24 protein-coding genes are annotated in these 22,543 nt (G+C 26.8%); 6 read left to right on the top strand and 18 right to left on the bottom strand.

Annotation, left to right across the window (positions count from 1 at the left end):
* Positions 1 to 68: 68 nt before the first annotated feature.
* Complete coding sequence (locus tag I4V51_RS04785; RefSeq protein WP_195987171.1) at positions 69 to 854, top strand: polysaccharide deacetylase family protein; 786 nt, start codon at positions 69 to 71, stop codon at positions 852 to 854.
* 29 nt (positions 855 to 883) lie between these two features.
* Here the strand turns inward: I4V51_RS04785 and I4V51_RS04790 are convergent, their stop codons facing one another.
* The gene (locus tag I4V51_RS04790; RefSeq protein ID WP_195987172.1) at positions 884 to 1,126 is read right to left on the bottom strand and encodes a hypothetical protein; all 243 of its coding nucleotides are present in this window, start codon (positions 1,124 to 1,126) and stop codon (positions 884 to 886) included.
* A gap of 234 nt (positions 1,127 to 1,360) precedes the next feature.
* On the opposite strand from I4V51_RS04790, the gene I4V51_RS04795 reads away from it, so the two are divergent.
* Positions 1,361 to 1,747 carry a carboxypeptidase-like regulatory domain-containing protein gene (locus tag I4V51_RS04795; RefSeq protein WP_195987173.1) on the top strand — a complete coding sequence of 129 codons (387 nt, stop codon included), beginning with the start codon at positions 1,361 to 1,363 and terminating at the stop codon, positions 1,745 to 1,747.
* Positions 1,748 to 1,825: 78 nt separating this feature from the next.
* On the opposite strand, the gene I4V51_RS04800 is transcribed toward I4V51_RS04795, so the two are convergent.
* From I4V51_RS04800 to I4V51_RS04810, 3 genes are all read right to left on the bottom strand, one after another.
* Positions 1,826 to 2,062, bottom strand: coding sequence for a TIGR04540 family protein (locus I4V51_RS04800; RefSeq protein WP_195987174.1), 237 nt, complete (start codon positions 2,060 to 2,062; stop codon positions 1,826 to 1,828).
* Positions 2,063 to 2,142: 80 nt separating this feature from the next.
* A complete protein-coding gene (locus I4V51_RS04805; RefSeq protein ID WP_195987175.1) occupies positions 2,143 to 2,673 on the bottom strand; it encodes a cob(I)yrinic acid a,c-diamide adenosyltransferase in 531 nt (176 codons plus the stop codon).
* Between the two features lie 212 nt (positions 2,674 to 2,885).
* Positions 2,886 to 3,911 (bottom strand): putative sulfate exporter family transporter, encoded by a 1,026-nt coding sequence (locus I4V51_RS04810; RefSeq protein WP_195987176.1) that lies wholly within the window; start codon positions 3,909 to 3,911, stop codon positions 2,886 to 2,888.
* A 174-nt stretch (positions 3,912 to 4,085) separates the two neighbouring features.
* Here I4V51_RS04810 and I4V51_RS04815 point away from each other — a divergent pair, with 174 nt between their 5' ends.
* Both I4V51_RS04815 and I4V51_RS04820 read left to right on the top strand, forming a co-directional pair.
* Positions 4,086 to 4,973: a LysR substrate-binding domain-containing protein gene (locus I4V51_RS04815; RefSeq protein ID WP_195987177.1), complete on the top strand. Its 888-nt coding sequence runs from the start codon at positions 4,086 to 4,088 to the stop codon at positions 4,971 to 4,973.
* Positions 4,974 to 5,014: 41 nt separating this feature from the next.
* Positions 5,015 to 5,401 (top strand): hypothetical protein, encoded by a 387-nt coding sequence (locus I4V51_RS04820; protein ID WP_195987178.1) that lies wholly within the window; start codon positions 5,015 to 5,017, stop codon positions 5,399 to 5,401.
* A gap of 133 nt (positions 5,402 to 5,534) precedes the next feature.
* On the opposite strand, the gene cls is transcribed toward I4V51_RS04820, so the two are convergent.
* The 4 genes from cls to I4V51_RS04840 all read right to left on the bottom strand — a co-directional run bounded on the left by cls (position 5,535) and on the right by I4V51_RS04840 (position 10,202).
* The gene (cls, locus tag I4V51_RS04825; protein ID WP_195987179.1) at positions 5,535 to 6,974 is read right to left on the bottom strand and encodes a cardiolipin synthase; all 1,440 of its coding nucleotides are present in this window, start codon (positions 6,972 to 6,974) and stop codon (positions 5,535 to 5,537) included.
* 208 nt (positions 6,975 to 7,182) lie between these two features.
* Complete coding sequence (locus I4V51_RS04830; RefSeq protein WP_195987180.1) at positions 7,183 to 8,067, bottom strand: carbohydrate ABC transporter permease; 885 nt, start codon at positions 8,065 to 8,067, stop codon at positions 7,183 to 7,185.
* Positions 8,067 to 8,930, bottom strand: a complete 864-nt coding sequence (locus I4V51_RS04835; protein ID WP_195987181.1) for a sugar ABC transporter permease — start codon at positions 8,928 to 8,930, stop codon at positions 8,067 to 8,069. Before I4V51_RS04835 ends, I4V51_RS04830 begins: the two co-directional genes overlap by 1 nt.
* 18 nt (positions 8,931 to 8,948) lie before the next feature.
* Complete coding sequence (locus I4V51_RS04840; protein WP_195987182.1) at positions 8,949 to 10,202, bottom strand: extracellular solute-binding protein; 1,254 nt, start codon at positions 10,200 to 10,202, stop codon at positions 8,949 to 8,951.
* Between the two features lie 521 nt (positions 10,203 to 10,723).
* Here I4V51_RS04840 and I4V51_RS04845 point away from each other — a divergent pair.
* The gene (locus I4V51_RS04845; protein ID WP_195987183.1) at positions 10,724 to 11,581 is read left to right on the top strand and encodes an AraC family transcriptional regulator; all 858 of its coding nucleotides are present in this window, start codon (positions 10,724 to 10,726) and stop codon (positions 11,579 to 11,581) included.
* A gap of 97 nt (positions 11,582 to 11,678) precedes the next feature.
* Here I4V51_RS04845 and I4V51_RS04850 read toward each other — a convergent pair whose 3' ends face one another.
* The 7 genes from I4V51_RS04850 to I4V51_RS04885 form a co-directional block, all read right to left on the bottom strand.
* Positions 11,679 to 13,868, bottom strand: a complete 2,190-nt coding sequence (locus I4V51_RS04850; protein ID WP_195987184.1) for an alpha-galactosidase — start codon at positions 13,866 to 13,868, stop codon at positions 11,679 to 11,681.
* Positions 13,869 to 14,244: 376 nt separating this feature from the next.
* Positions 14,245 to 14,613 carry a hypothetical protein gene (locus tag I4V51_RS04860; RefSeq protein ID WP_195987185.1) on the bottom strand — a complete coding sequence of 123 codons (369 nt, stop codon included), beginning with the start codon at positions 14,611 to 14,613 and terminating at the stop codon, positions 14,245 to 14,247.
* A gap of 715 nt (positions 14,614 to 15,328) precedes the next feature.
* Positions 15,329 to 15,874 carry a nitroreductase family protein gene (locus I4V51_RS04865; RefSeq protein WP_195987186.1) on the bottom strand — a complete coding sequence of 182 codons (546 nt, stop codon included), beginning with the start codon at positions 15,872 to 15,874 and terminating at the stop codon, positions 15,329 to 15,331.
* A gap of 97 nt (positions 15,875 to 15,971) precedes the next feature.
* Positions 15,972 to 16,988: a phosphotransferase gene (locus I4V51_RS04870; RefSeq protein WP_195987187.1), complete on the bottom strand. Its 1,017-nt coding sequence runs from the start codon at positions 16,986 to 16,988 to the stop codon at positions 15,972 to 15,974.
* Between the two features lie 12 nt (positions 16,989 to 17,000).
* Complete coding sequence (locus I4V51_RS04875; protein ID WP_195987188.1) at positions 17,001 to 17,291, bottom strand: Dabb family protein; 291 nt, start codon at positions 17,289 to 17,291, stop codon at positions 17,001 to 17,003.
* A 245-nt stretch (positions 17,292 to 17,536) separates the two neighbouring features.
* Complete coding sequence (feoB, locus tag I4V51_RS04880) at positions 17,537 to 19,687, bottom strand: ferrous iron transport protein B (protein WP_195987189.1); 2,151 nt, start codon at positions 19,685 to 19,687, stop codon at positions 17,537 to 17,539.
* 73 nt (positions 19,688 to 19,760) lie between these two features.
* Positions 19,761 to 20,009 carry a FeoA family protein gene (locus I4V51_RS04885; RefSeq protein ID WP_195987190.1) on the bottom strand — a complete coding sequence of 83 codons (249 nt, stop codon included), beginning with the start codon at positions 20,007 to 20,009 and terminating at the stop codon, positions 19,761 to 19,763.
* A gap of 138 nt (positions 20,010 to 20,147) precedes the next feature.
* Here I4V51_RS04885 and I4V51_RS04890 point away from each other — a divergent pair, with 138 nt between their 5' ends.
* Positions 20,148 to 20,624 carry a metal-dependent transcriptional regulator gene (locus I4V51_RS04890; RefSeq protein WP_195987239.1) on the top strand — a complete coding sequence of 159 codons (477 nt, stop codon included), beginning with the start codon at positions 20,148 to 20,150 and terminating at the stop codon, positions 20,622 to 20,624.
* A gap of 57 nt (positions 20,625 to 20,681) precedes the next feature.
* On the opposite strand, the gene larE is transcribed toward I4V51_RS04890, so the two are convergent.
* From larE to I4V51_RS04905, 3 genes are all read right to left on the bottom strand, one after another.
* A complete protein-coding gene (gene larE, locus I4V51_RS04895) occupies positions 20,682 to 21,479 on the bottom strand; it encodes an ATP-dependent sacrificial sulfur transferase LarE (RefSeq protein ID WP_195987191.1) in 798 nt (265 codons plus the stop codon).
* Positions 21,480 to 21,606: 127 nt separating this feature from the next.
* Complete coding sequence (locus I4V51_RS04900) at positions 21,607 to 21,780, bottom strand: hypothetical protein (RefSeq protein WP_195987192.1); 174 nt, start codon at positions 21,778 to 21,780, stop codon at positions 21,607 to 21,609.
* 75 nt (positions 21,781 to 21,855) lie between these two features.
* The gene (locus I4V51_RS04905) at positions 21,856 to 22,542 is read right to left on the bottom strand and encodes a response regulator (RefSeq protein WP_195987193.1); all 687 of its coding nucleotides are present in this window, start codon (positions 22,540 to 22,542) and stop codon (positions 21,856 to 21,858) included.
* Between the last annotated feature and the right edge of the window lies 1 nt (position 22,543).

Below are 22,543 nucleotides of genomic sequence, written 5' to 3' on the forward strand. Positions count from 1 at the left end.
ACACAGAATATTATATAAAGCACAAAACTTTAATTTAAACTATTTATATTTTATAAGGAGGACTAAAAATGAAAGCTATAAATACTCATTTTATTTTTCTAAAAAAAGTCATCATATTATTACTTTTATTTTTATTTATAAGTAATTTGCCCTCTTATGCTTCTCTATCATCTCCCAATAATATAGAAAAATCTTCAAATGATAGTACTATTGAAAAAGAAATTAAAGAAGATACAAAAAAAATTGCATATCTAACCTTTGATGATGGTCCTAGTAAAAATACAGAATTAATACTTGATATATTAAAAAATAATAATATTCATGCAACCTTTTTTATAATTTCACCTTATATAGAACCTCATATTAAGTTTATTAAAAGAGCTTATGATGAAGGTAATGCTATTGGTAATCATACTGCAGATCATGAATTTCAATATGTTTATACTTGTGAAGAAGCTTTTTTTAAGAGTTTTAATAAACAACAAGACTTTATTAAAGATGTTACAGGAAATGATTGTACTATATTTAGATTTCCTGGTGGTTCCCATAATACTATTGTTAGAAATGCTAGGGGAAAAGACTTTACTAAAAACATAACTTATAAATTAAATGAAAACGGAGTAAATGTTTATGATTGGAATGTAGATTCAGGTGATGCTAAAGGAAATAATATTCCAGCTTCTACTTTAATTCAAAATGTTGCTAGAGAAATTAAAGATAAAGATGGCAATTATAAAAATCCTGCAATAATACTAATGCATGATTGTATGACAAAGAATACTACGGTAGACGCTTTACCTGGAATAATTAAAGTTTTAAAAGATGCTGGTTATGATTTTGAAATATTAAAATAACTAAATTGCAAAGCAATTTAGTTATTTTTTTAATAGTTTATATCTGCTGCAACTATATTTTCTTTATCCCTTGAAGAACAAGGAGTAACTCCATAAGTCATACTACAACATGGACATTTATCTACTAAAGTTTTCATTACAAAACTCTTTCCACAGCTACATTCTATTTCATGTTGTATTGATAATGGGAAATCAGCTTTTCCCTTACTTCTTACTAAATCAACAACAACTTTTCCATCTTTTTTATTCATACTTCCGCATCCACAGCTCATTTGTCTTCCTCCTATATTGTCATATTATATTTTTAATCATTATAACTTACATGAAGAACTTTTTCAGTAACATAAGTTACAAAAATATATATAAAACTATTAATTTTAATATTTATATTTTTTTATTTATAAAACAAAATTACTTTACATAAACAAAATTTATAATTTGAAACACATTGAGTTTATATTGGAATATATTATAGTATATTACAATTCACTTAGGAGGATAAAATTATGAGCTGTAGATTAGGAAATTGTGTTTTTAAAACTGGTTATAATGAACAAATAGATGCTACTGTAAAATTACCAAAAGAAACTAGAAGCTGTATATTTGGTACAGTTATTGATTCTGCCGGTTTACCAGTTGCTGATGCTGTTGTTAAATTGCTTCAAATTGTTGATAAATGTGAATATCCAGTACCACTAACTCACACATTCACAGATGATAATGGACAATTTTTACTAGGGCCTTTATGTCCAAATACAACTTATATGTTAAAGATATATAGTGACAATACTCAAATAGTTCAAAAATGTCTTAAAGTAAGTTGCTATAAAGGTGCTTGTATAAGCGTTAATAGTGTATCAAATGAGCCTTCTAGTCAAGGATGCGGATGTTAGTTTTACACTGCAATAACTCTTTTATACGAAAGATAAGCTAAAAGGAGCTGTATATACAGCTCCTTTTAATTTACTAAATTACAAATTATTATCTGTAGCTATTTTATCTACTATTGCTTTTCTTTCTTCGCCTATAGCAGCAATTAATTTAGTTGGCATAAATCCATTTTTATAAATTCTATCATCGTTTGCTTTTATCATAGCTACAACTGTGCTTTCTAACTTTTCATATGATAATAAATCATCTAGATATAAATCAATTACATCTTTTAATTTTGTTGCTAATTCTTTTGGATTTCTGTATACAGCTCTCATAGGTTACTCCTTTATTTATCATATCTTTATTTTTCTATCCTCTGTATTATATATTAACTAAGAATTATTTACTAGATATTTTATAACTCTATTCCAATTCTAGAAGGAATTCCTTCTTCAAAAGGATGTTTTATACATTTCATTTCTGTTACATAATTTGAAAGTTCTATAAGTTTTTCATCTGGATTTCTTCCTGTCATTACAACTTCTAATGTTTGAGGCTTACTTTTTAAAAACTCTATAACTTCATTTAATTCTATAAAGCCATTATTTATTGTGCCTATTAATTCATCTAATATCAACAAATCATATTGCTCTTTTTTTATTGTATCTATAATTTCTCTAAATCTAATAGTATGCTCTTTTTTAGCTTCTAATTTTTCTTCATCATTCATATTCCATACAAATTTATTTACTGGCTTTCCTGGCAAAAATGTTATATTTTCTTTTAACTTATCTAAAGATACTAATTCTCCACTTTTCCCACTTTTTAAAAATTGAGTTATAAATATCTTCTTCTCTCTACCAGCAGCTCTAATTGCTAATCCCATAGCAGCAGTAGTTTTACCCTTACCATCTCCACAATATATATGTATAAGTCCTTTTTCCACTCTCTTCACTCCTAACGTGTTATTTATAATTTATTTTTAACTATAATACTTTTTATATAATATTTTTGTCAACATTTTATTATTTATAATTTCATCTTCAAGATTATCATAAATATTATAAAAAAGCTAAGAGAAATATTTAAAGCATTATCTAAATCTAAAAATTTAACAATACTCTTTTATCTCTTAGCTTATATCTCAATAAAACTTTATTATCTAATTAATATAAATATCAATATTAATGCAGCAACTATTTGTAATGATCCTACTCCTAGTGCATATAAAGATACAGCTTTTCCTTGTTTAAGTAATTCTCTTACATTTACCCTTAATCCAATTGCTGCTAATGCAATAATTTCAAGATTATTACTTATACTTTTACATACATGTGATACATTTACAGGTATAACCTTTAATGAAAATAAAGCACAAGTTACAAAGAATCCTATAACATACCAAGGAATTCTCACTTTTTTCTTTTCTATTTCTTCAATTTCTTCTTCTACTATTTCCTCATTGCTCTTATTTTTTAAATGTCCAAATACAAAAACTACAACAACTAATAATACAACTCTTAATATTTTAAAAATCATAGCCATGTCTTTTACAGACTCCCCAACCATGGCCCCACTTGCAGCTACTTGCCCTACTGATTGTAATGTTCCACCTATTAAAGCTCCTGTTTGCATTGTATCAGCCTTAAATAATGCATTTGCTATTACTGGTAAAATAAACATTAAAACTATCCCTGTAATATTTACTATAGTAATTGCAATCCCTTTTTCCTTATCATCCGCATCAATTACTGGCGCTGTTGCTGCTATAGCAGATGATCCACATACAGCATTTCCACTAGCCATTAAGAATCTAAAGTTTTGACTAAACCCTAACTTCTTACCTATATATAGTGCACCAACTATAGTTATTGCCATTTGTAGAACTATAAATACAAATCCACCTACACCAAGTTCTAATAATGTACTTACACTTAATGTTGCTCCTAATAAAACGATTGAATACGATAATATATCAGTTTCTGAAAATTTGTACCCTTTTTGAAAAATATCTTGATTTAAAAATAAGTTACCTACAAACATTCCTAAAAATATTGATATTGTTCCTGCTCCTAGTTTTGGTACAAATTTAGCAATGAACATCCCTACAACCGCAACTGCTACTGCTACTAAAAGTCCTGGCAATATTCCCTTCATATAATTTATAAATTTATTATTTTTCATATATGTTAATTCCTCCTTAAATTTTTCCATTGCTTTTTACATAGCTTAGTATATCTATTTACTTATCATTAGTAAAATAAATATTAAATATAATAACCATTACTTTTTTAAATAATTAGTGTATAATATAATTATTATATTTAGTTTACCCATTAATAATAGGAGGTTATTACATTGATTGAAGAATTTAAAACATTTATTGCCGTTGTTGATTTTAAAAATTTTACTAAAGCAGCCGAATATTTAAATCTTTCACAACCAAGTGTTAGTACTCATATAAAAAATTTAGAAATAATTTTTGGCGTTACACTAATTAATAGGTCTGTTAAACAAAAAACTATATCTATTACTGAAAGTGGTTATACTTTATATAAAAGAGCTAAAGAAATTATAAATCTTTTAGATGTTACTTTTCTTGACGTAAAGACACTTTCTAACACAGTTAAAGGAAGTATAAAGATAGGAGCTAGTTTAACTATAGGAGAATACATATTACCGAAATTTTTATCTTATTTTTCAAGTAAATATCCTGATGTTGATATAGAAGTAATTATAGAAAATACTTCTCTTATATCTGAAGAACTAAAAAAAATGAAGTTAGATTTAGGAGTTATAGAAGGCTCTGCTTCATCGGCCTTATTTAAACAAGAATATTTTTTACAAGATCATATGGTTATTGCAATGCCCTATAACAGTGATTTAAAAAACATAGAATTTAACGTAGAAAATCTTCAAAATAGAAGATGGATTGCCCGTGAAGAAGGATCTGGAACTAGAGAATATCTTGATTTATTTTTTACACAAAATAAAATCATTCCTAAAAGTATGATGGTATTAGGTAGTAATTTAGCTGTTAAAGAAGCTGTTAAAAATGATTTAGGATTGACAATTACATCTAAGCATGTAATTTCTGAGGCCGAATCTAGAAATGAATTATATTCTATAAGTCTTGGCAAACATTTTACTCGTTCATTTTCATTTATATATTCTAAAGAACTAAAACTCTCAAAAGCTGCAAGTATTTTTTTAGAAGAATTAAAAGACTATGCAGCAAAGCTTTAATAATATAAAATAAATATAACTTATAAAAAGGCGGTGGCTTTATGGCTATACATTTAATTACATATTATATACAACAAACTTCTCATGATCATTCTGATTGTGGATGTGATAATCACACTGATGATTCTTGTGGATGTGGAAGTGAACATAATCATGAACATGAACACGATGAAAATTGTGGATGTGGAGGAGATCCAGATTATGACTTAATCACTGAAATAGAAACCTTAGGAAGATGGGCTCAATTCATGCCTACAGCTTTCCTTGTAGATACTACTCTTAACTCTGAAGAAATTCTAGATAGATTATCTCCAACTATAGGTGCTAGAGACTTATTATTTGTTTCTAAAGTTACTTCAAATGATGTTGCTTGCTTAACACCTCAAGTAAAAGCTTGGATAAAGAAAGTAGAATCTGAAAATAAATAATACTTAAAGTAAACTGCTAACTACAGTGAAAATGAAAATTTAATGATATAATCTGAATAAATTATATTACTTAATGGAGGTTATATCATTAATTTTCGTAATCACAGAATATAAGCTTTAGTTGTCAATTTAGTTACAGTACATCTGAAAATAATCTTGAAATTGCTTCTTTAACTTTAACAACTCTACTTCTTCTTTTATACTTTTCTAGTGTAAGTTCTTCACACTTTAATATGTCCCTTTCAAATTCATATTTTTGTTCTTTTGCTATTATTTCAGAATAAATAAAAGCATTAACCTCAAAATTTAATTCAAAACTTCTAGTGTCCATATTAGCAGTTCCAATTGAACATATTTCATCGTCGATAACTACAGTTTTAGCATGTAAAAATGCATTCTTATCATAATGATATATTTTCACTCCAAACTCTAATAAATCACCCGCATTAACTAAATTTGCCCAATATACAAATGGATGATCTCCCTTTCCTGGTAACATTATTCTTACATCTATACCTGATGTAGATGCTAACTTTAAACTATCTGATATGCTTTTATCTATAATTAAATAAGGAGATTGAATATATATGTACTTTTTTGTTTTTTGTATCATTTTTAAGTATGCCAATTTAATTTCATATCTATCACTTAAATTTGGCCCACTTGAAACTATTTGCATTCCAATGTTAGCATCTCTACTCTTTTCATCATCAATATCTAATACAGAGCTTAAGTCTACTTCCTCCTTAGTTGCATATCTCCAGTCAGCTAAAAACCTTAAGTTTAAATCCTTAACTGCACTACCTTTAAATTTAATATGAGTATCCCTCCAATATCCAAATTTCGTATCTTTTCCTAAATACTCATCCCCAACATTAAAGCCTCCAACAAATCCTACCTTATTATCAATTACAACTATCTTTCTATGATTTCTAAAATTCATGTTAGGATTTATAAACTTTAACCAAGATGGAAAAAATTCACCTGTTTTTCCTCCGACAGCTCTTAACCTTTTCAAAGCATTTCTATTTAATAATCTACTTCCAACAGAGTCATATAATAATCTAACCTCAACACCACTTTTCGCTTTATCTTCTAATATATCTAATATTTTGGTGCCTATATCATCATTTTTAAATATATAAAACTCTATATTTATACTTTTCTTTGCTTTATTAAGGCTATTTAATAATTCTTTAAAAAAATCTTTTCCATCTGAATACATATAAACTTCATTGTCATTTCTATAAGGCGAATAATCCATAGCCTCTAAAGCCATTATCATATCCATATTCTCAAAATTATTACTTTCTACCTGTAATTGACTTCTTTTTCTAACCTGCTTACTATATTTTTCAAAAATCTTTATTTCTGCGTTTTTAATTCCAAACATATTGGAATTATTTATTTTTCTTCCAATTAGTAAAAATGCTATGAATCCTATATAGGGTGCTATATATAAGATTAATGTCCACGCTATAATACTATTTGCTGAACGCTTTTCCTTAAATACCATATATACTATTGTAAGTATATTTATAATATGAATTAAAACAGCTAAAAACTTAAACATAATCACTTACTCCTTTATAAATTATTTTTTACTAAATCTATACTATTTATTTATATTTGAATTTTATTACAGTATATATCAATAAACTATCTCTTATCAAAACTTATATTATAATTTACAAAACTTTTTTACAAAAAAATAAAACCTCTATTAATATTATATTTAATCTAATAAATACTTTTTTAATAGAAGTTCTATTTTAAAATTTTTATTTAATTGCTCCCTTAGTTACTCCATTTATAATCCATTTTTGAGCAAATAAGTAGAATACTAATAAAGGTAATAATGCTAAAAGATAAGATGCAAATGCTACATTATAGTTTGTTCCAAATTTTGATTGGAATATATATTGAGCTAATGGTAAAGTTGCTGCACTTTGCTCACTTAGTATTACAAGAGGCATCATTACATCATTCCAAGCCCAAAGAGCAGTCATTATTCCAACTGTCGCATGCATAGGCTTTAACAACGGGAATATTATTTTCCAGAATACTGTCCATTGCTTAGCTCCATCAACATAAGCAGCTTCTTCTAATTCTAGTGGAATATTCTTTAAATATCCAACATAAAGCAAAGTATTCATTGACATACCAAATACCATATATAAAATTATCATTCCAAGCTTATTATCTAAATTAAAGAAGCTTACTTGCTTAACTAAAGGCAACATTAACATTGAAAATGGCACAAACATTGCACTTACAAAATAGAAGTATACAAACTTATAAAATTTCTTATGCATATTTCTAGCAATAACATATGCAACTAATGAATTTGTAACTATAGTGACTACTACTGCTCCAGCTGTTATAAAAAAACTGTTCATTATTGTATGAAAGAAATTAGTCATTTCAATTGCTTGTGCAAAATTACTAAACCTCCAACTTTTAGGTAATGATAATACATTTCCCATCATTTCAGATGGTTGTTTAAAAGCTATAACTATTGTTATATAAAGTGGAAATAATATTGTTAATGAACAAGCTATAAGTAATACAGTAATTGGCCAATTAACTTTTCCATCTTGTTTTTTTATTAAATATTTTTTCTTTGATTTAACTATATTATTAGATTTTAAACTTACTTCTGTCATTATAGTTGTACCTCCCTCTTCTCTAATACTTTAATTTGGAATATTGATATGGCTACAATAACTATAAAGTATATAACAGAGTTTGCTGATTGATATCCAAATTGACTTCCACCAAATCCAGCTTTATATATAAGCATAGATATTGATTCTGTTGATTGTGCAGGCCCGCCTCCTGTTAATGACATAATTTGATCAAATACCATTAAAAAGTTTTTCATACATAAAACCATATTAATGGTAAAGAATGGTGCAATTAATGGGAATGTAATTTTTCTAAATTGTAGCCATTTACCAGCTCCATCAATTCCACTTGCCTCATAAACATCATCTGGAATAGTTTGAAGACCAGAAATATAAATTATAGTATTGAATGCAATCGCTTGCCAAGAAGCTACTATTACTACAGCTATCCACGCTAAATTTGTACTTCCTAAAATACTTTTACTAAAAATTTCACTCCCCATCATTTGTCCAACTTTAGGAATTATGAAAGTAAAAATATAATTAAATATATACCCTACAATTAAACCACCTAATATATTAGGCAAAAAGTACAAGCCCCTTAAAGTAGTTTTAAATTTAATTTTTGAATTTAATGCTAATGCTAAAGCTAAACTTATTATATTTACAATTATCGTTGCAACTATGGCAAATTTAAATGTAAACATATATGAATTTAATACTCTTGAGTCAGTAAATAAATCCTTAAAATTCATTAATCCAACAAAATCGAAATCTCCAAATCCTCTAAAATTTGTGAAGCTATACATTACACCTTTCAATAATGGGAACGTATGGAATAAGAAAAATACAACTATCATTGGTATTATTGTACATAGAAAAAATCTATCTCTTTTTTTCATCTCTAATCACCTTCTATACTATTTCTTAATATATTGCCTATTTGCTTTTAACCATTCTTTTTGAAAATTATTTAAGAATTTATCTTTATCTCCATCTAATAAATATGTTTGTACCATATCTCCTGCTGGTAATTCAGCTGGATAAAAATGATCTTGGAAATCTACAACTCTTGAATTCTTAAAGAATTCATCAAAAGCTTCAAATTTAGAATCTTCTTGTTTTACTCCCTTAACTGCTGAAAATGCACATTGTTCATCAATATATGTTTTAGCATTCTCTTCTCTTAATAAGAAGTTTATAAATCTTATACTTTCTTCTTTATTCTTAGAGTCCTTTGGAATTGCAAAATAAACATCTACACCTGAAACTAATTTATTTTCTTCTTCGTTATTAGATGCTGGCAATGGGAACATTCCCAATTTTAAATTTGGATTTACTGTTAATATTGGTGCTATTGCATAGCTTCCTTGAAGATACATTGCTGTTTTTCCTTGAGCAAAAGCAGTGTTACCATCATTATATCCCACTCCAAAATTATCTGAATGTCCATAATCCATTAATTGAATTATTTTATCTGTTGTCTCATCATAAAGTTCATTAAATGTAATTTCTAAATTATTTACTCTTTGAAAAGAATCACTACTAACTAAAGTACTAGCTATAGTGTTCCAAGGTGGCAGTGAAGTCCAAGAATCCTTTAATGTAAAATAGAAAGGTGTTATACCATTATCTTTTACTATTTTGGCAACATTTATAAATTCATCCCATGTATTTGGGATAGATAAATTTAGCTTTTCAAAAATATTCTTGTTATATATAACTCCACTTGCATTTAATGCATATGGAACACCAAACTTCCCTTCAACCTTCTCTAATTCAAGATCCTTTAACATTTGACTATAAACTGGGTCAATTACATCAAAATCTATTTTACCACTCAAATCTTCTAATATATTGGCATCTACAAAATCTGCAAAGGTTCTATCAGCAGATAAAGAAATAATATCTGGAGCATCCCCCTTCACTAACCTAGTTTTTAATACTGTTGTTGCATCTGGTGGTGCACTCACAATTACATCTATGTCTGGATTTTCATCCTCAAATTTTTCTACTAGCTTATTATAGGTATCTACGGCTTCTATTTTATTACTAAAAAACACAATTTGTTTTTTAGAGTTATTTGTTCCAACATTACTTGAACATCCTGTAAAAAGTGTTGTTAGTATTGAAGTTGTTAGTAAAATTGTCGCCATCACTGTTTTATTTTTCATTTCCTCATCCCTCTCATAAATATTCGATATAAATTTAATCCTTAGTTTCAGATTGAGTTTTAATTCTATCTGAAGGTTAGATTCTCTATCTATTGACATAACATTGTTAGCTCTCAACTAAAATCAAGCGCAAATGTTACAACGCTTGGCCGTAAGATAAAACCTTTATACATCGTTTACATTTATTATTTTAAATCCTTTTTATAAATTTCTAAATAGATAGATGTAATTAAAACATGTCTAAATGTTAGATTTATTATCTCGAGATACCTTAACTATTATTATACTCCATATTTTTCTTGTATACTTGTACTATATTTCCATTTTTTAACATAATACTGCTCTTTATTCATAATCTAATATATTATCAATATTAATACCTATAGATTACATGTTATAACTTAAAATAATATTACTTATTATTCTTAAAAATAATATCTTGAATTATATTATTTGGTAAAATAAAATTATATATAACAACATTATAAAATTATGGCTTAATGTTAGATTTAGGAGAACTTATGTTAGATATATATTTTTTAGAAAATACTAATCGTAATTTTAACGACTTATACCTTTGCTATTGTGGATTAGAACAATGTGCGCCACTTTATTCATTTGGACCTGCAGTTAGGCCCAATTATTTAATTCATTATGTTCTAAATGGAAAAGGTTATTATTATGTAAATGATAATAAATATACAGTAACTAAAAATCAAGGATTTTTAATTGAACCAAATATTGTAACTTTTTATCAAGCTGACAAAGATGATCCTTGGACATACTTATGGATTGGAATTGATGGTGATAAAGCAAAAATTTATTTAAATTCAGTTGGACTAGATAATAATAATTTAATTTTTACCTATGATAAAGATGATTCATTGAAAGACTATGTATTAGAAATGTTAAAGCATCATACAATGTCTGATTCTGATGCCTTTAAAATTGAAGGTTTATTATACTTATTTTTTTCAAAACTATGTGAGGATAGAAAAGATGTATCTTTACTAACAAAAGAAGAAAATACCAATAATTATATAAACAAAGCAATTGAATTTATACAAAATAATTACCATAATCCTATTAAAGTAACTGATATAGCTGATTATATATGTTTAAATAGAAGTTATTTAACTTCTATTTTTCAAAGCAATTTAAATATGTCACCTCAAAGATTTTTAATGAAATTTAGAATAACTAAAGCTGCCGAACTATTGTACAACACAGACTTACCAATAGCTAATATTGCTTATTCATGCGGATATAGTGACCCCTTAGCCTTTTCTAAAACCTTTAAAAAAATAAAAGGTGTCAGCCCTAAAGAATATCGAAATACTAAAAAGAAAACTACAGAAAAATATTTACTAACCAATTAAATAAAATAAAAAAAAGCAGCATAAAACCTATATGGTTCTATGTTGCTTTTTAAAGTTTTATTTTTGTCAATAAAAATAATAACTTTACTCAAAAATACTAATCAACTTTTCTTAAAGTCCAAAACTTAGCTCGATAGTCTCCTATAAGTTCTCCTATTTCAAGACCTATATACATAAGCTCATCTCCACCAAATACTTCTCCAGTTTCAATAACTTCATATAAAGATTCTTCATTTAACGCCTTTACCCTTAATCTTCCTGGTATTACATTAGGTTCAGAATATTTTTTAACATAGCTAACTAATGCACTTCTTCCATCCTTAGATAAATTCATCCACGCTGATTCATTACTGTTGAAAGCACTCTTTAATCTATATAAATCTCCAAATTGTACAGTATTCCTAATATTTTTATAGAATTTAACTTGTGACTTTATTTCTTCCTTTTCTTCATCTGTCATTTTTGTTATATCTAATTCATATCCAAAGCTACCTGCCATAGCTACTACCCCTCTTGTATGAAGTGGTGTCATTCTATAAACTTGGTGATTTGGCACTGCTGAAACGTGACTTCCCATTGTAATTGTTGGATATACTAATGAAGTTCCTTCTTGAATTTTTAATCTTTCGATTGCATCAGTATCATCACTTGTCCAAGTTTGAGGCATGTAATATAACATTCCAGCATCAAATCTTCCACCACCACCTGAGCAACTCTCAAATAAAACATTAGGAAAATTAGAAGTTATATTTTCTAATATCTTATATAAACCTAACATATATCTATGAGCAATTTCTTTTTGCTTTTTCGCTGGCCACGCTGGTGAACCTATTTCAGTCATATTTCTATTCATATCCCATTTAACATATGATATTGGTGCTGATTTTAGTACATCTGTAAGCATTGTTATTACAGCATCACAAACTTCATCTCTAGATAAATCTAATATAAGTTGTTTTCTTGCTTCTGATCTTAATCTTCCATCAATATGAATACACCAATCTGGATGTTCTTCATATAATTTACTCTTTGGAGATATCATTTCTGGTTCAAACCATAAACCAAATTGCATTCCCATCTCATTAATATCAGTTGCTAATGTATTTAACCCCCCTTTAAGCTTATCTTCATTTACAAACCAATCTCCAAGTGAGCAATCATCATTATTTCTTTCTCCAAACCATCCATCATCTAATACAAATAATTCAATTCCAAGCTTACTAGACTCTTTAGCAATATCCTTAATTTTTTCATTATTAAAATCAAAATATGTTGCTTCCCAGTTATTTATAAGTATAGGTCTTTCTTTATCTCTATAAATCCCCCTACATAGCCTTTCTCTATATAAATCATGATATATATGAGACATTCCTGTTAATCCATTAGACGAATATACCATAACAGCTTCCGGAGTTTGGAATTCTTCTCCCGCTTCTAAATTCCAAGTAAAATCAAATGGATTTATACCAATTTGAGCTCTTGCATTGCTATGCATATCAACTTCAACATTAGCTAAGAAATTCCCGCTATAAATTAAGTTAAATCCATAAACCTCTCCATTATCCTCAGTTGTATCTTTGCTTACTAAGGCTATAAATGGATTTTGTGCATGGCTACTTGCCCCCCTTCTACTTTCAATACATTGTCCACCATTTCTTAATGGCGTTCTTATTATATGTCTTTCTCTTGCCCAAGAACCTGATAATTGAATTAAATCAAAGTCACTATGTTTAAAATCAACATTTGCACTTAAACCCCTTAGTAAATTTACTTCCTCTTTACTATCATTTATAATTCTACAGCTTCTTGTTATTGCATCATAATTTTCAAACACAGTATATGATAATATTACTCTTATTCCAGCTAATTCGTCTTTTAAAGTTATTTCTAAAGTTTCAGCTTCATCTTCTTTTTCAACATAAGTTGCTGGTAAACCTTCAAGCCTCTTTTTACCTTTATATATTTCATAACTATCATATCTAAAATCAGTTACTGTAGTTCCATTCTCTAATTTTATTTGAACTGCAGGTGATCTCAAATCAGGATTCCCGTAACTTGGATATTCCTGTGGAATAACTTCTAAATGTAATGCATCTATATTATCTAAATCGGCTAAAAAACTTCCACACGGTCTCTTCCTTACTACATAATCTATTTTATTTGAATTAATTTTTCTTCCCCAATATAAATTAATTAAATGACCTGTTTCTAAAACTCTTAATACATAGCTTGTCTTCTTTGACTGAATATGAAATAATCTATTTTCTTTATTAAATATAATTCCCATAATATCCTCCTAATACATATCACTTTACATTTTGTACAACGTTTTCATATTATAAAATTATTATACTTATATATATAAATAAAAACTATGACTCTATGTCACTAATATATGTCTAAATGTTATATATTAATAAGAAGCAATATATAACCTTGATTTTTATACAATTTACATATTGCTTCTATAATATTATTTGAAATATTAAGGTCTAATAAATTAAATAACTTTTTTCTTTTTAATAATAATTACTCCACTAATAATCATAATAACAGCTAAAACGGATATAGAAATTATATTTCTTCCTCCAGCTTGCGGAAGTTTATTATTTGAATATTTGTTATTATTCGGATATACTATAACCTCATCTTCTTTATCCTGTTCAGAGCCTTGACTTTATATCTACAAGTGCATTAAAATCTCCAAATTCTCTTGCATCATCTTCATTTGCAGTTAAAATATATTTTTCTCCATTTACTTCATATAAAGTAATACTATCTGGCATATATACACCATAAAGATTTTCTTCAGTTTTAATATTAATATTTTTATCTTTAACTACATCAATTTCATTCTCATCTTTAGAATGATCCTTAAATCCTAATCCTTTTACTAATATAAATTCACCTGACTCAATATCTAATATGGCGACTGAATTTGATTCTTGTAAACTTATATATGCCGTACTACTAGCTGAGTCAATCGTTATATATTCTGGTTCTAAGTCAACTGAAGGATTAGCCCCTTTCATTAATATAATATTATCAAACTTTTCAAAAGTAGCTAGTTTTGATTCACCATTTTGAAGATTTACTATACTTAATCTTTATCAGCTTTTAATTCTGTATTAATATCTAGACTAACAATATGTATCTTTGATTTAATTCCATTAATAACATAAAATTTATTATTATCTTTATTATATTTTACAATTTCTGCGGCTCCTCCATCTTCACTAAATGATCCTGTATTAAAACTAGATATTTTCTCTATGAAGCTTTTACTTTATGCTTTTACTATATTACCTTCAAATATATACGTAGACATTACAAATGCAATTAAAGCACTTAAAACTTTATTAAGTATTTTATTTTTACTCATCATATTTCTCACATAAATATATATAATAGACAAATTAACCTAACATAATTTTAATTATATTATTTAAAGATTAAATTAAACACTTGTTAATTTTTATTTAAATTTATATATATTAGTATAATAACCATTAATATAAAACTTTTTATATGATAAATTTGTAACACATTCAGTATACCCTGTAATATATCTAACACCTGGTATGAAGTATATAACTATGAAAAAATAATGTTATACTTCACATATTATATTCCTTAATTATTCTATTATTTCTCAATTTTCTTTTATACTATCACTATTTTTAATAAATTATACAAAAAAGTGACAAACTTACACTTGTCACTTTTTATAAAAACCTTTAATTTATCTTACCTTATAATTAAACTTCTTCCTGGAATTCTTTTAGGTATTATACTTTCCTTCGCTATATATCCAATTGATGCACATCCTATAACTTCAAACCCTGATGGTATATGACATCTATCAAGTATTTTTCTTACTTTATAAGAATTGCAGGTATCCCCTAATTGATTTATCCAACATGACCCTAAACCTAAAGCTGTTGCCGCTAAAAATATATTTTCAAGACCTGCTGAACCATCAGTATAAAAATATTTGTAATCTTTCTTAGCAGTTACTATTATAAGAGTTGGTGCATTGTAATAAAAATTATAATTTTCATTAAATCCTCTTTCATCTTTCCTTTCTCTAAACACACTTTTTACTGCTTCATTTAATTCTTGTAATACCTCTCTATTTTGAATAGCTGTATAATAACAGCCTTGACTATTCATACCACTTGGTCCACATAGAGCACACTCTAAAATTTCATTTAATTCTTCATTAGATACTTGTTCTTTCTTGTAAAACCTACAACTTCTTCTAGATTTAATATTCTTTATAACCTCATTCATTCAAAACCCCTCCTACTCTAATTTTTATTTTCATACTAAATTTATATATATAACCTAGTATTATTCATAATTTATTTATATTAATAATAACTTTTCTTTACATAAATGCTCTTATTATTCTTTCTTCATTTTTATATACCCAATCACAAAGTTTTACCGCTTTTATTATTTGATCCTTAAGTATATCACTAGATGAAATAAAACTATTATTAATACTATCATTATATCTAACAAGAAAATGTACAATTACATCTAACCTTCTAAGCATTATTAGATATGGAACTATTCTTATTTCATCAATTATTAAGTTGATATATTCCTTATACCCTTTAATAAAACTATTAATATTTTTAAATTTAAATTCATCATCATAATCGTTCGCAATGGCCTCAGATAAACATATAGCTAAATCCATTGCCCTTAAATCTTTAGCAACAAACTCAAAATCTAAAATAGCAGATATATTATTATTTTCATCTTCTAACACATTTGATGCATTAATATCTCCATGAATGAGCTGATGTGGTAATTTTCTTAGTATTGGAATAATCTTTTGAAACTCTTCAAAATATTTTTTTAACTCTATAAGCTTTTTTTCTTCGTTTTTAAATTCTTCTGGAGGATTAATACAAAATTCTATAACTTTATCCAATGGACATTTTGGGCATGATTTTTCTAGTTCATAACAGGCCGAATATATTGGCTCCATTTTTACATCAACTTTAGCTAATGCATTTGTTATCTCTCCCACTACCTTCCCCAGCCTATAAAACTGATTAACACTTTCTAATTTAGGATTTTTTCCATTAATCATATTAGCTATAGAAATTAACTTTCCATCACTACTTACCCCTATAGTTTTTCCATTTAAATTAACTTTTGGTTCTGGAATATTGAAGGATAAATCTCTTTTCTTTAAAGCCTTTAAAATACAATGCTCATAATTAACTTTTTCCACTTCATTATGACTTTCATATATTCTTAAAATATACTCTTTATTATCTACTACTAAAAATTTAGTGGTATTATTCATACCACTAGATCCTTCTTTAATATAATAATTATTACTAATAAAATATTGTCTTACTATATTATCAATATACAACTGCTCCACTAATGAACTCCTCTATATTTCGTAATCCATACACATTCTATTACAAGTTACACTTCTTACAAATGTTGCAACTTTAACATGCTCTTCATGAACTTGATAATTATTTAATGCTTCAATACTTTCAAAAGTACTATTTAACATTATATCTGCATTACTTCCTGCTACTGGTTTAGTTATAACTTCTATTTCAACTATTCCTGGTATTTTATTTTTTAGCTCTTCAAGTCCATTCTTTATTTGTAATTTATCTTCTTCACTACCTTTTCCTTCTTGAAAATTCCATAAAATAATATGCTTAATCATATAGTATCTCTCCTTGTTAATTTATTTATATCTTAATTATATCAAATACAATGTAAGTTTTAAATTTTAGTTACCTAATTATTTTAGTATACTAATCAGTAAGTATATAATAATGTACTTAATAAAAAGGGTTGTATCGAAATTCTTATTGAACAAACAAATAAATTATTCAACATATATATTTTGATACACCCTTAATTTTTTCTTTATATTAAAATTTATTAATTGACTCCAAATTAATGATTTTATGCTAATCCTAAAAGTCTTACAATACTAGTAAACATAAAACAAATTACTATTCCCATTACTGTTGGCACTAAAAATGATACTGCTGTCCACTTCCAACTCTGTGTTTCTTTTTTTATTGTCAAACATGTTGTACTACAAGGCCAATGCATAAGTGAGAATAGCATTACACATACTGCTGTAACCCATGTCCATCCATTTGCTATAAGTAAGTTTCTTAACTCCGTAAAACTTTCTAACTCTAACATACTTCCTGTTGCCATATAGCTCATAATTATTATTGGAACTACAATTTCATTAGCTGGAAAACCTAGTATAAATGCCATTAATATATATCCATCTAATCCTATAGCTTGAGCAAATGGATTTAAGAAGTTCGCACAATGAGTTAATAAACTCATATCTCCTACACTTACATTAGCCATAATCCAAATAACTATACCTGCCGGAGCTGCAACACTTATAGCTCTTCCAAGAACAAATAATGTTCTATCAAAAATAGATCTAACTATCACTTTTCCTATTTGTGGTTTTCTATAAGGTGGTAACTCTAAGGTAAATGATGATGGAACACCTTTAAGAATAGTTTTTGAAAGAACTTTTGATATAAATAAAGTCATTAAAACTCCTAAAATAATTACTCCTACTAATAAAGCAGTTGATATTACAGATTTAAACGGACCTATAAACATTCCTGCAAAAAACATCGTTATTATTGCTATTAGAGTAGGAAACCTACCATTACAAGGTACAAAGTTATTTGTAATAATCGCTATTAATCTTTCTCTTGGTGAATCTATTATTCTACATCCAATTATCCCAGCTGCATTACACCCAAACCCCATACACATAGTAAGAGCTTGCTTTCCACAGGCACATGATTTTTTAAAAAAATTATCTAGATTAAATGCTATTCGTGGTAGATATCCTAAATCCTCAAGTAACGTAAATAACGGGAAGAATATTGCCATTGGAGGTAGCATAACAGCTACTACCCATGCTAATGTTTTATACATACCTTGAACTAATATCCCTTCTACCCAAACTGGTGCTCCAATCCAAATAAAAAATTCTGTTAATCTATCTTGCATCCAAAATAATCCATCAGATAAAAGTTGAGAAGGATAATTTGCTCCAGTTATTGTTAACCAAAAAACAACACCTAAAAGTAATATCATTATTGGTATACCAAATTTCTTTGATGTTAATATCTTATCTATCTTTCTATCAGTAGAATTATACTCTTCTTTTGTAAATGAAGTTACACTTTTACTTATCTTCTCTGATTTCTTAACTATAACCGAAACTATTTCGTCTCTAAGACTTTCATGATTTATTCCCTTAGTATTTAAGTATTTTTTTCCTTCTTCAACAACTTGAATTACCTCTTTATTACTAGTTATATCAAATCCCAAATATTTATTTATAGAGTTTAATAATGAAGTATCATTTTCTAATAATTTTAATGCAAGCCATCTTGAATTTATTTTATCTTTAAGTATTTTTTTAATATTCGGTTCTATTATTTTAATAGAATTTTCGATTCTTTCATCATATTTAATTTTAATTGGATTCAGTATAGTTTTATCAAAAGTAACATTGTATACTGAATCCATTAATTCATTTAGCCCTTCTCCTAAATTAGCACTAGTTCCTATAGTTGGTACACCTAGCAATAATGATAATTTTATAAGATCAACTGTTATCCCCTTTCTCTTTGCTTCATCCATAAGGTTTACACAGACAATAACCTTATTAGTTATCTCCATAGTTTGAAGGACTAAATTTAAATTTCTCTCTAAACATGTTGCATCAACAACAATTACAGTAGCATCAGGATTTCCAAAGCATATAAAATCCCTTGCAACTTCTTCCTCTTCCGAATTTGCCATTAACGAGTAGGTACCTGGAATATCAACTAATATAAAGTCCTTATTGTTATGCTGATACTTCCCTGTAGCATTAGTTACTGTCTTTCCTGGCCAGTTTCCCGTATGCTGTTTTAAACCTGTTAAATTATTAAAAACAGTACTTTTACCAACATTAGGGTTTCCTCCAAGAGCAATTATTTTTTCATCTTCAGAATCTTTTATTATTTTTAAATTTTCATCCATTGCATGAGTTCCCGTTGATTGCTTTGTTAAGCCCATATTTATTCCTCCAATAAAAAATTTATTAAAATAGTAATTTAATTTACTTTTTATAAATATCCATAAAATAAAGCTATATTTTTTCAACTAAAATCTGTGAAGCATCTTCTGATCTTAATGCAATTACAGCCCCACGTATGAAGTAAGCTATTGGATCACCTGAAGGACTTTGCTCAAGTGCCATTACTTCAGTACCTGCTATTAATCCAAGATCTAAAAGTCTTCTTCTTATAGCTCCATGAGCAATAAGTGAATTAACCTTGCATTTATCTCCTAACAGTAAGTTACTTAGTGGCATAATATCATTTAATTGTTTTTCCATTTTAACAGTCTCCTTTTTGTTTTTTATTTTTTAAGCCTAGTGAAAAAATCTTTCCCTAGTCTAACATATGCACATAAATATTAATGTGCGACGATTTTTTGTAAAAATTTGTATTATTTTTTTGTTGAGGTGATTTTTATAAATAAAGATTTTCATACAGTTAAAGGCTATGAAATGATAAATGCCGCTAATAAATTATTGACTCCTTCTATGGAGGATTACTTAGAAATGATTTATAGATGTAGTTTAGAAAATACATATATAAGATTAAATAAAGTTGCACAAATGTTAAATGTTAGAGATTCTTCCGCATCTAAAATGATGCAAAAACTTGGAAACTTATCATTAATAAAATATCAAAAATATGGATTGATATCATTAACTGATAAGGGTATTGAAATTGGTGCTTTCTTATATAAAAGACACAATATAATCGAAAATTTTTTAAAAAACTTAAGTCAAAGAAATGATGTACTAATAGAAACTGAATTAATAGAACATGTAATTAAAGCAGATACTGTTGAAGACTTAAGGATTTTTAATGAGTTTTTGAAAAAAAATCCTAATATATTAAATCAATATTTAGAATTTAAGAATAAAATAAAAAACTCTTAAATTTTATTTATCAATTAATAAAAAATAGATGCCAAAATCCCTTGGCATCTATTTTTATTATAATTTTAAAACTTCATTCATACTACCACTTCTGAATCCTTCTAAATCTAAGGCTATATAATTAAATCCTATTTTTTTGAAGTCACCTATAATCTCTTCTGAAATAGAAATTATTTTATTAATATCCTCTTTTAAAACTTCTATTTTAGCAAGATTATCATAATATCTTACTCTAAATTGTTTAAAACCCTTATTTAATAAAATCTCTTCTGCTAATTCAACTTTTTTTAATTTTTCTTTGCTAATAGATGTACCATATGGTATTCTTGATGCTAAACATGCCATTGATGGCTTATTCCAAATACTTAAATTTATTTCTTTGCATATCTTTCTTATTTCATCTTTACTAAGATTAGCCTCTTTTAATGGACTAATTATTCCTAACTCTTTTAATGCTTTCATTCCTGGTCTATAATCTGAATCATCATCAATATTGCTTCCATCTGCAACTATATCATAACCTTCATTTTTAGCCTTTTCTTTTATTTTTGTAAATATTGCTTTTTTACAAAAATAACATCGCTCCTTATCATTAGCAATAAATTCTGGAATACTATACTCATCTGCTTCTATTAAAATATGCTTTACCCCTATTTCTTTACAAAACTCAATACTTTCTTTAATTTCTCTTTTAGGATTCATAGATGAAACTATCGTAATTGCAAGTACATTTTTATCTAATTCTTCTTTCGCTACTCTTAGCAATAAAGTACTGTCAACACCGCCTGAAAATGCTATACATATTTTTTTCTTTTCTTTTAAAACTTTAACTAACATCTCGTATTTATTATACATATTTCAATCATTCTCCTTATTTATACCATATTATATACATTTAATTTTACATATATAATTATGCTTAATATATAAATTCCTATAAAAAAAGACTTTTGTAATATATACAAAAATCTTCTTCAAACTTTTATTTTCTATTTAAACTTAATTTATAAACAATGCTATTCTCATAAAAAAATGTAAACCACAAATAATTTATAAATAATAAAAACCATAAGTAATTATGTGTAACAACTCCTTTAAGCCCTACTAATGATAATAGTCCTAAAAATCCAATATATTTATATTTGTTATATTCCATAAATTATGCCCCCTTAAATATCATTATGTTTTACCGAAATTATACCATAATATTTATTTACAAATCCACATTATTTTATAATAATTTACTTTTTATAACAGAATACTTATATTCCGGTCTTCCAATATTTCCAAATGATATTTCCGAACTTACTTTCCCAATTTTCTCTAAATAATCCATATACTTTTTTATAGTTACATTACTTATTTTCATTTCATATGCAATTTCTCTAAGTGTCCATATTTTTTTTGAATTTTCATTTAAAAATTCTATTACTTTATCTAAGGTTTTTTTATTTAATCCTTTTGGAAGTTTTAACTCTACCTCTTCAGCTTTATTTATAATTAAAGTATCTATATCACTTTGAGTTAATACTTTATCATTATTTAATAATTTTCTTTTTATTTTATACTTATTTATAGCTTCTTTAAATCTTTCAAATTCAAAAGGTTTAACTAAATAATCTATACTTCCATATGCAAAAGCCTTTTTTATTTCCTCTATATTATTTGCTGCAGTAATCATTATTACATCATTGAAAAAACTCTTACTTCTAAGTGACTGTAATATCTCAATCCCACTTTTTTCTGGTAAAAACACATCTAGAAGTATTATATTTATATCTTCTTTTTCTAATATATTAATAATGTCCTTTTCATACATTACAGGCCCTAAAACTTCAATATCACCAATTTGTTCTAAATAACTTTTATTTATTAATGCAACCATCGGATCATCTTCAACAATTAATACTTTCATCATT

Source organism: Clostridium sp. D53t1_180928_C8 (assembly GCF_015667795.1).
Lineage (GTDB): Bacteria > Bacillota > Clostridia > Clostridiales > Clostridiaceae > Clostridium.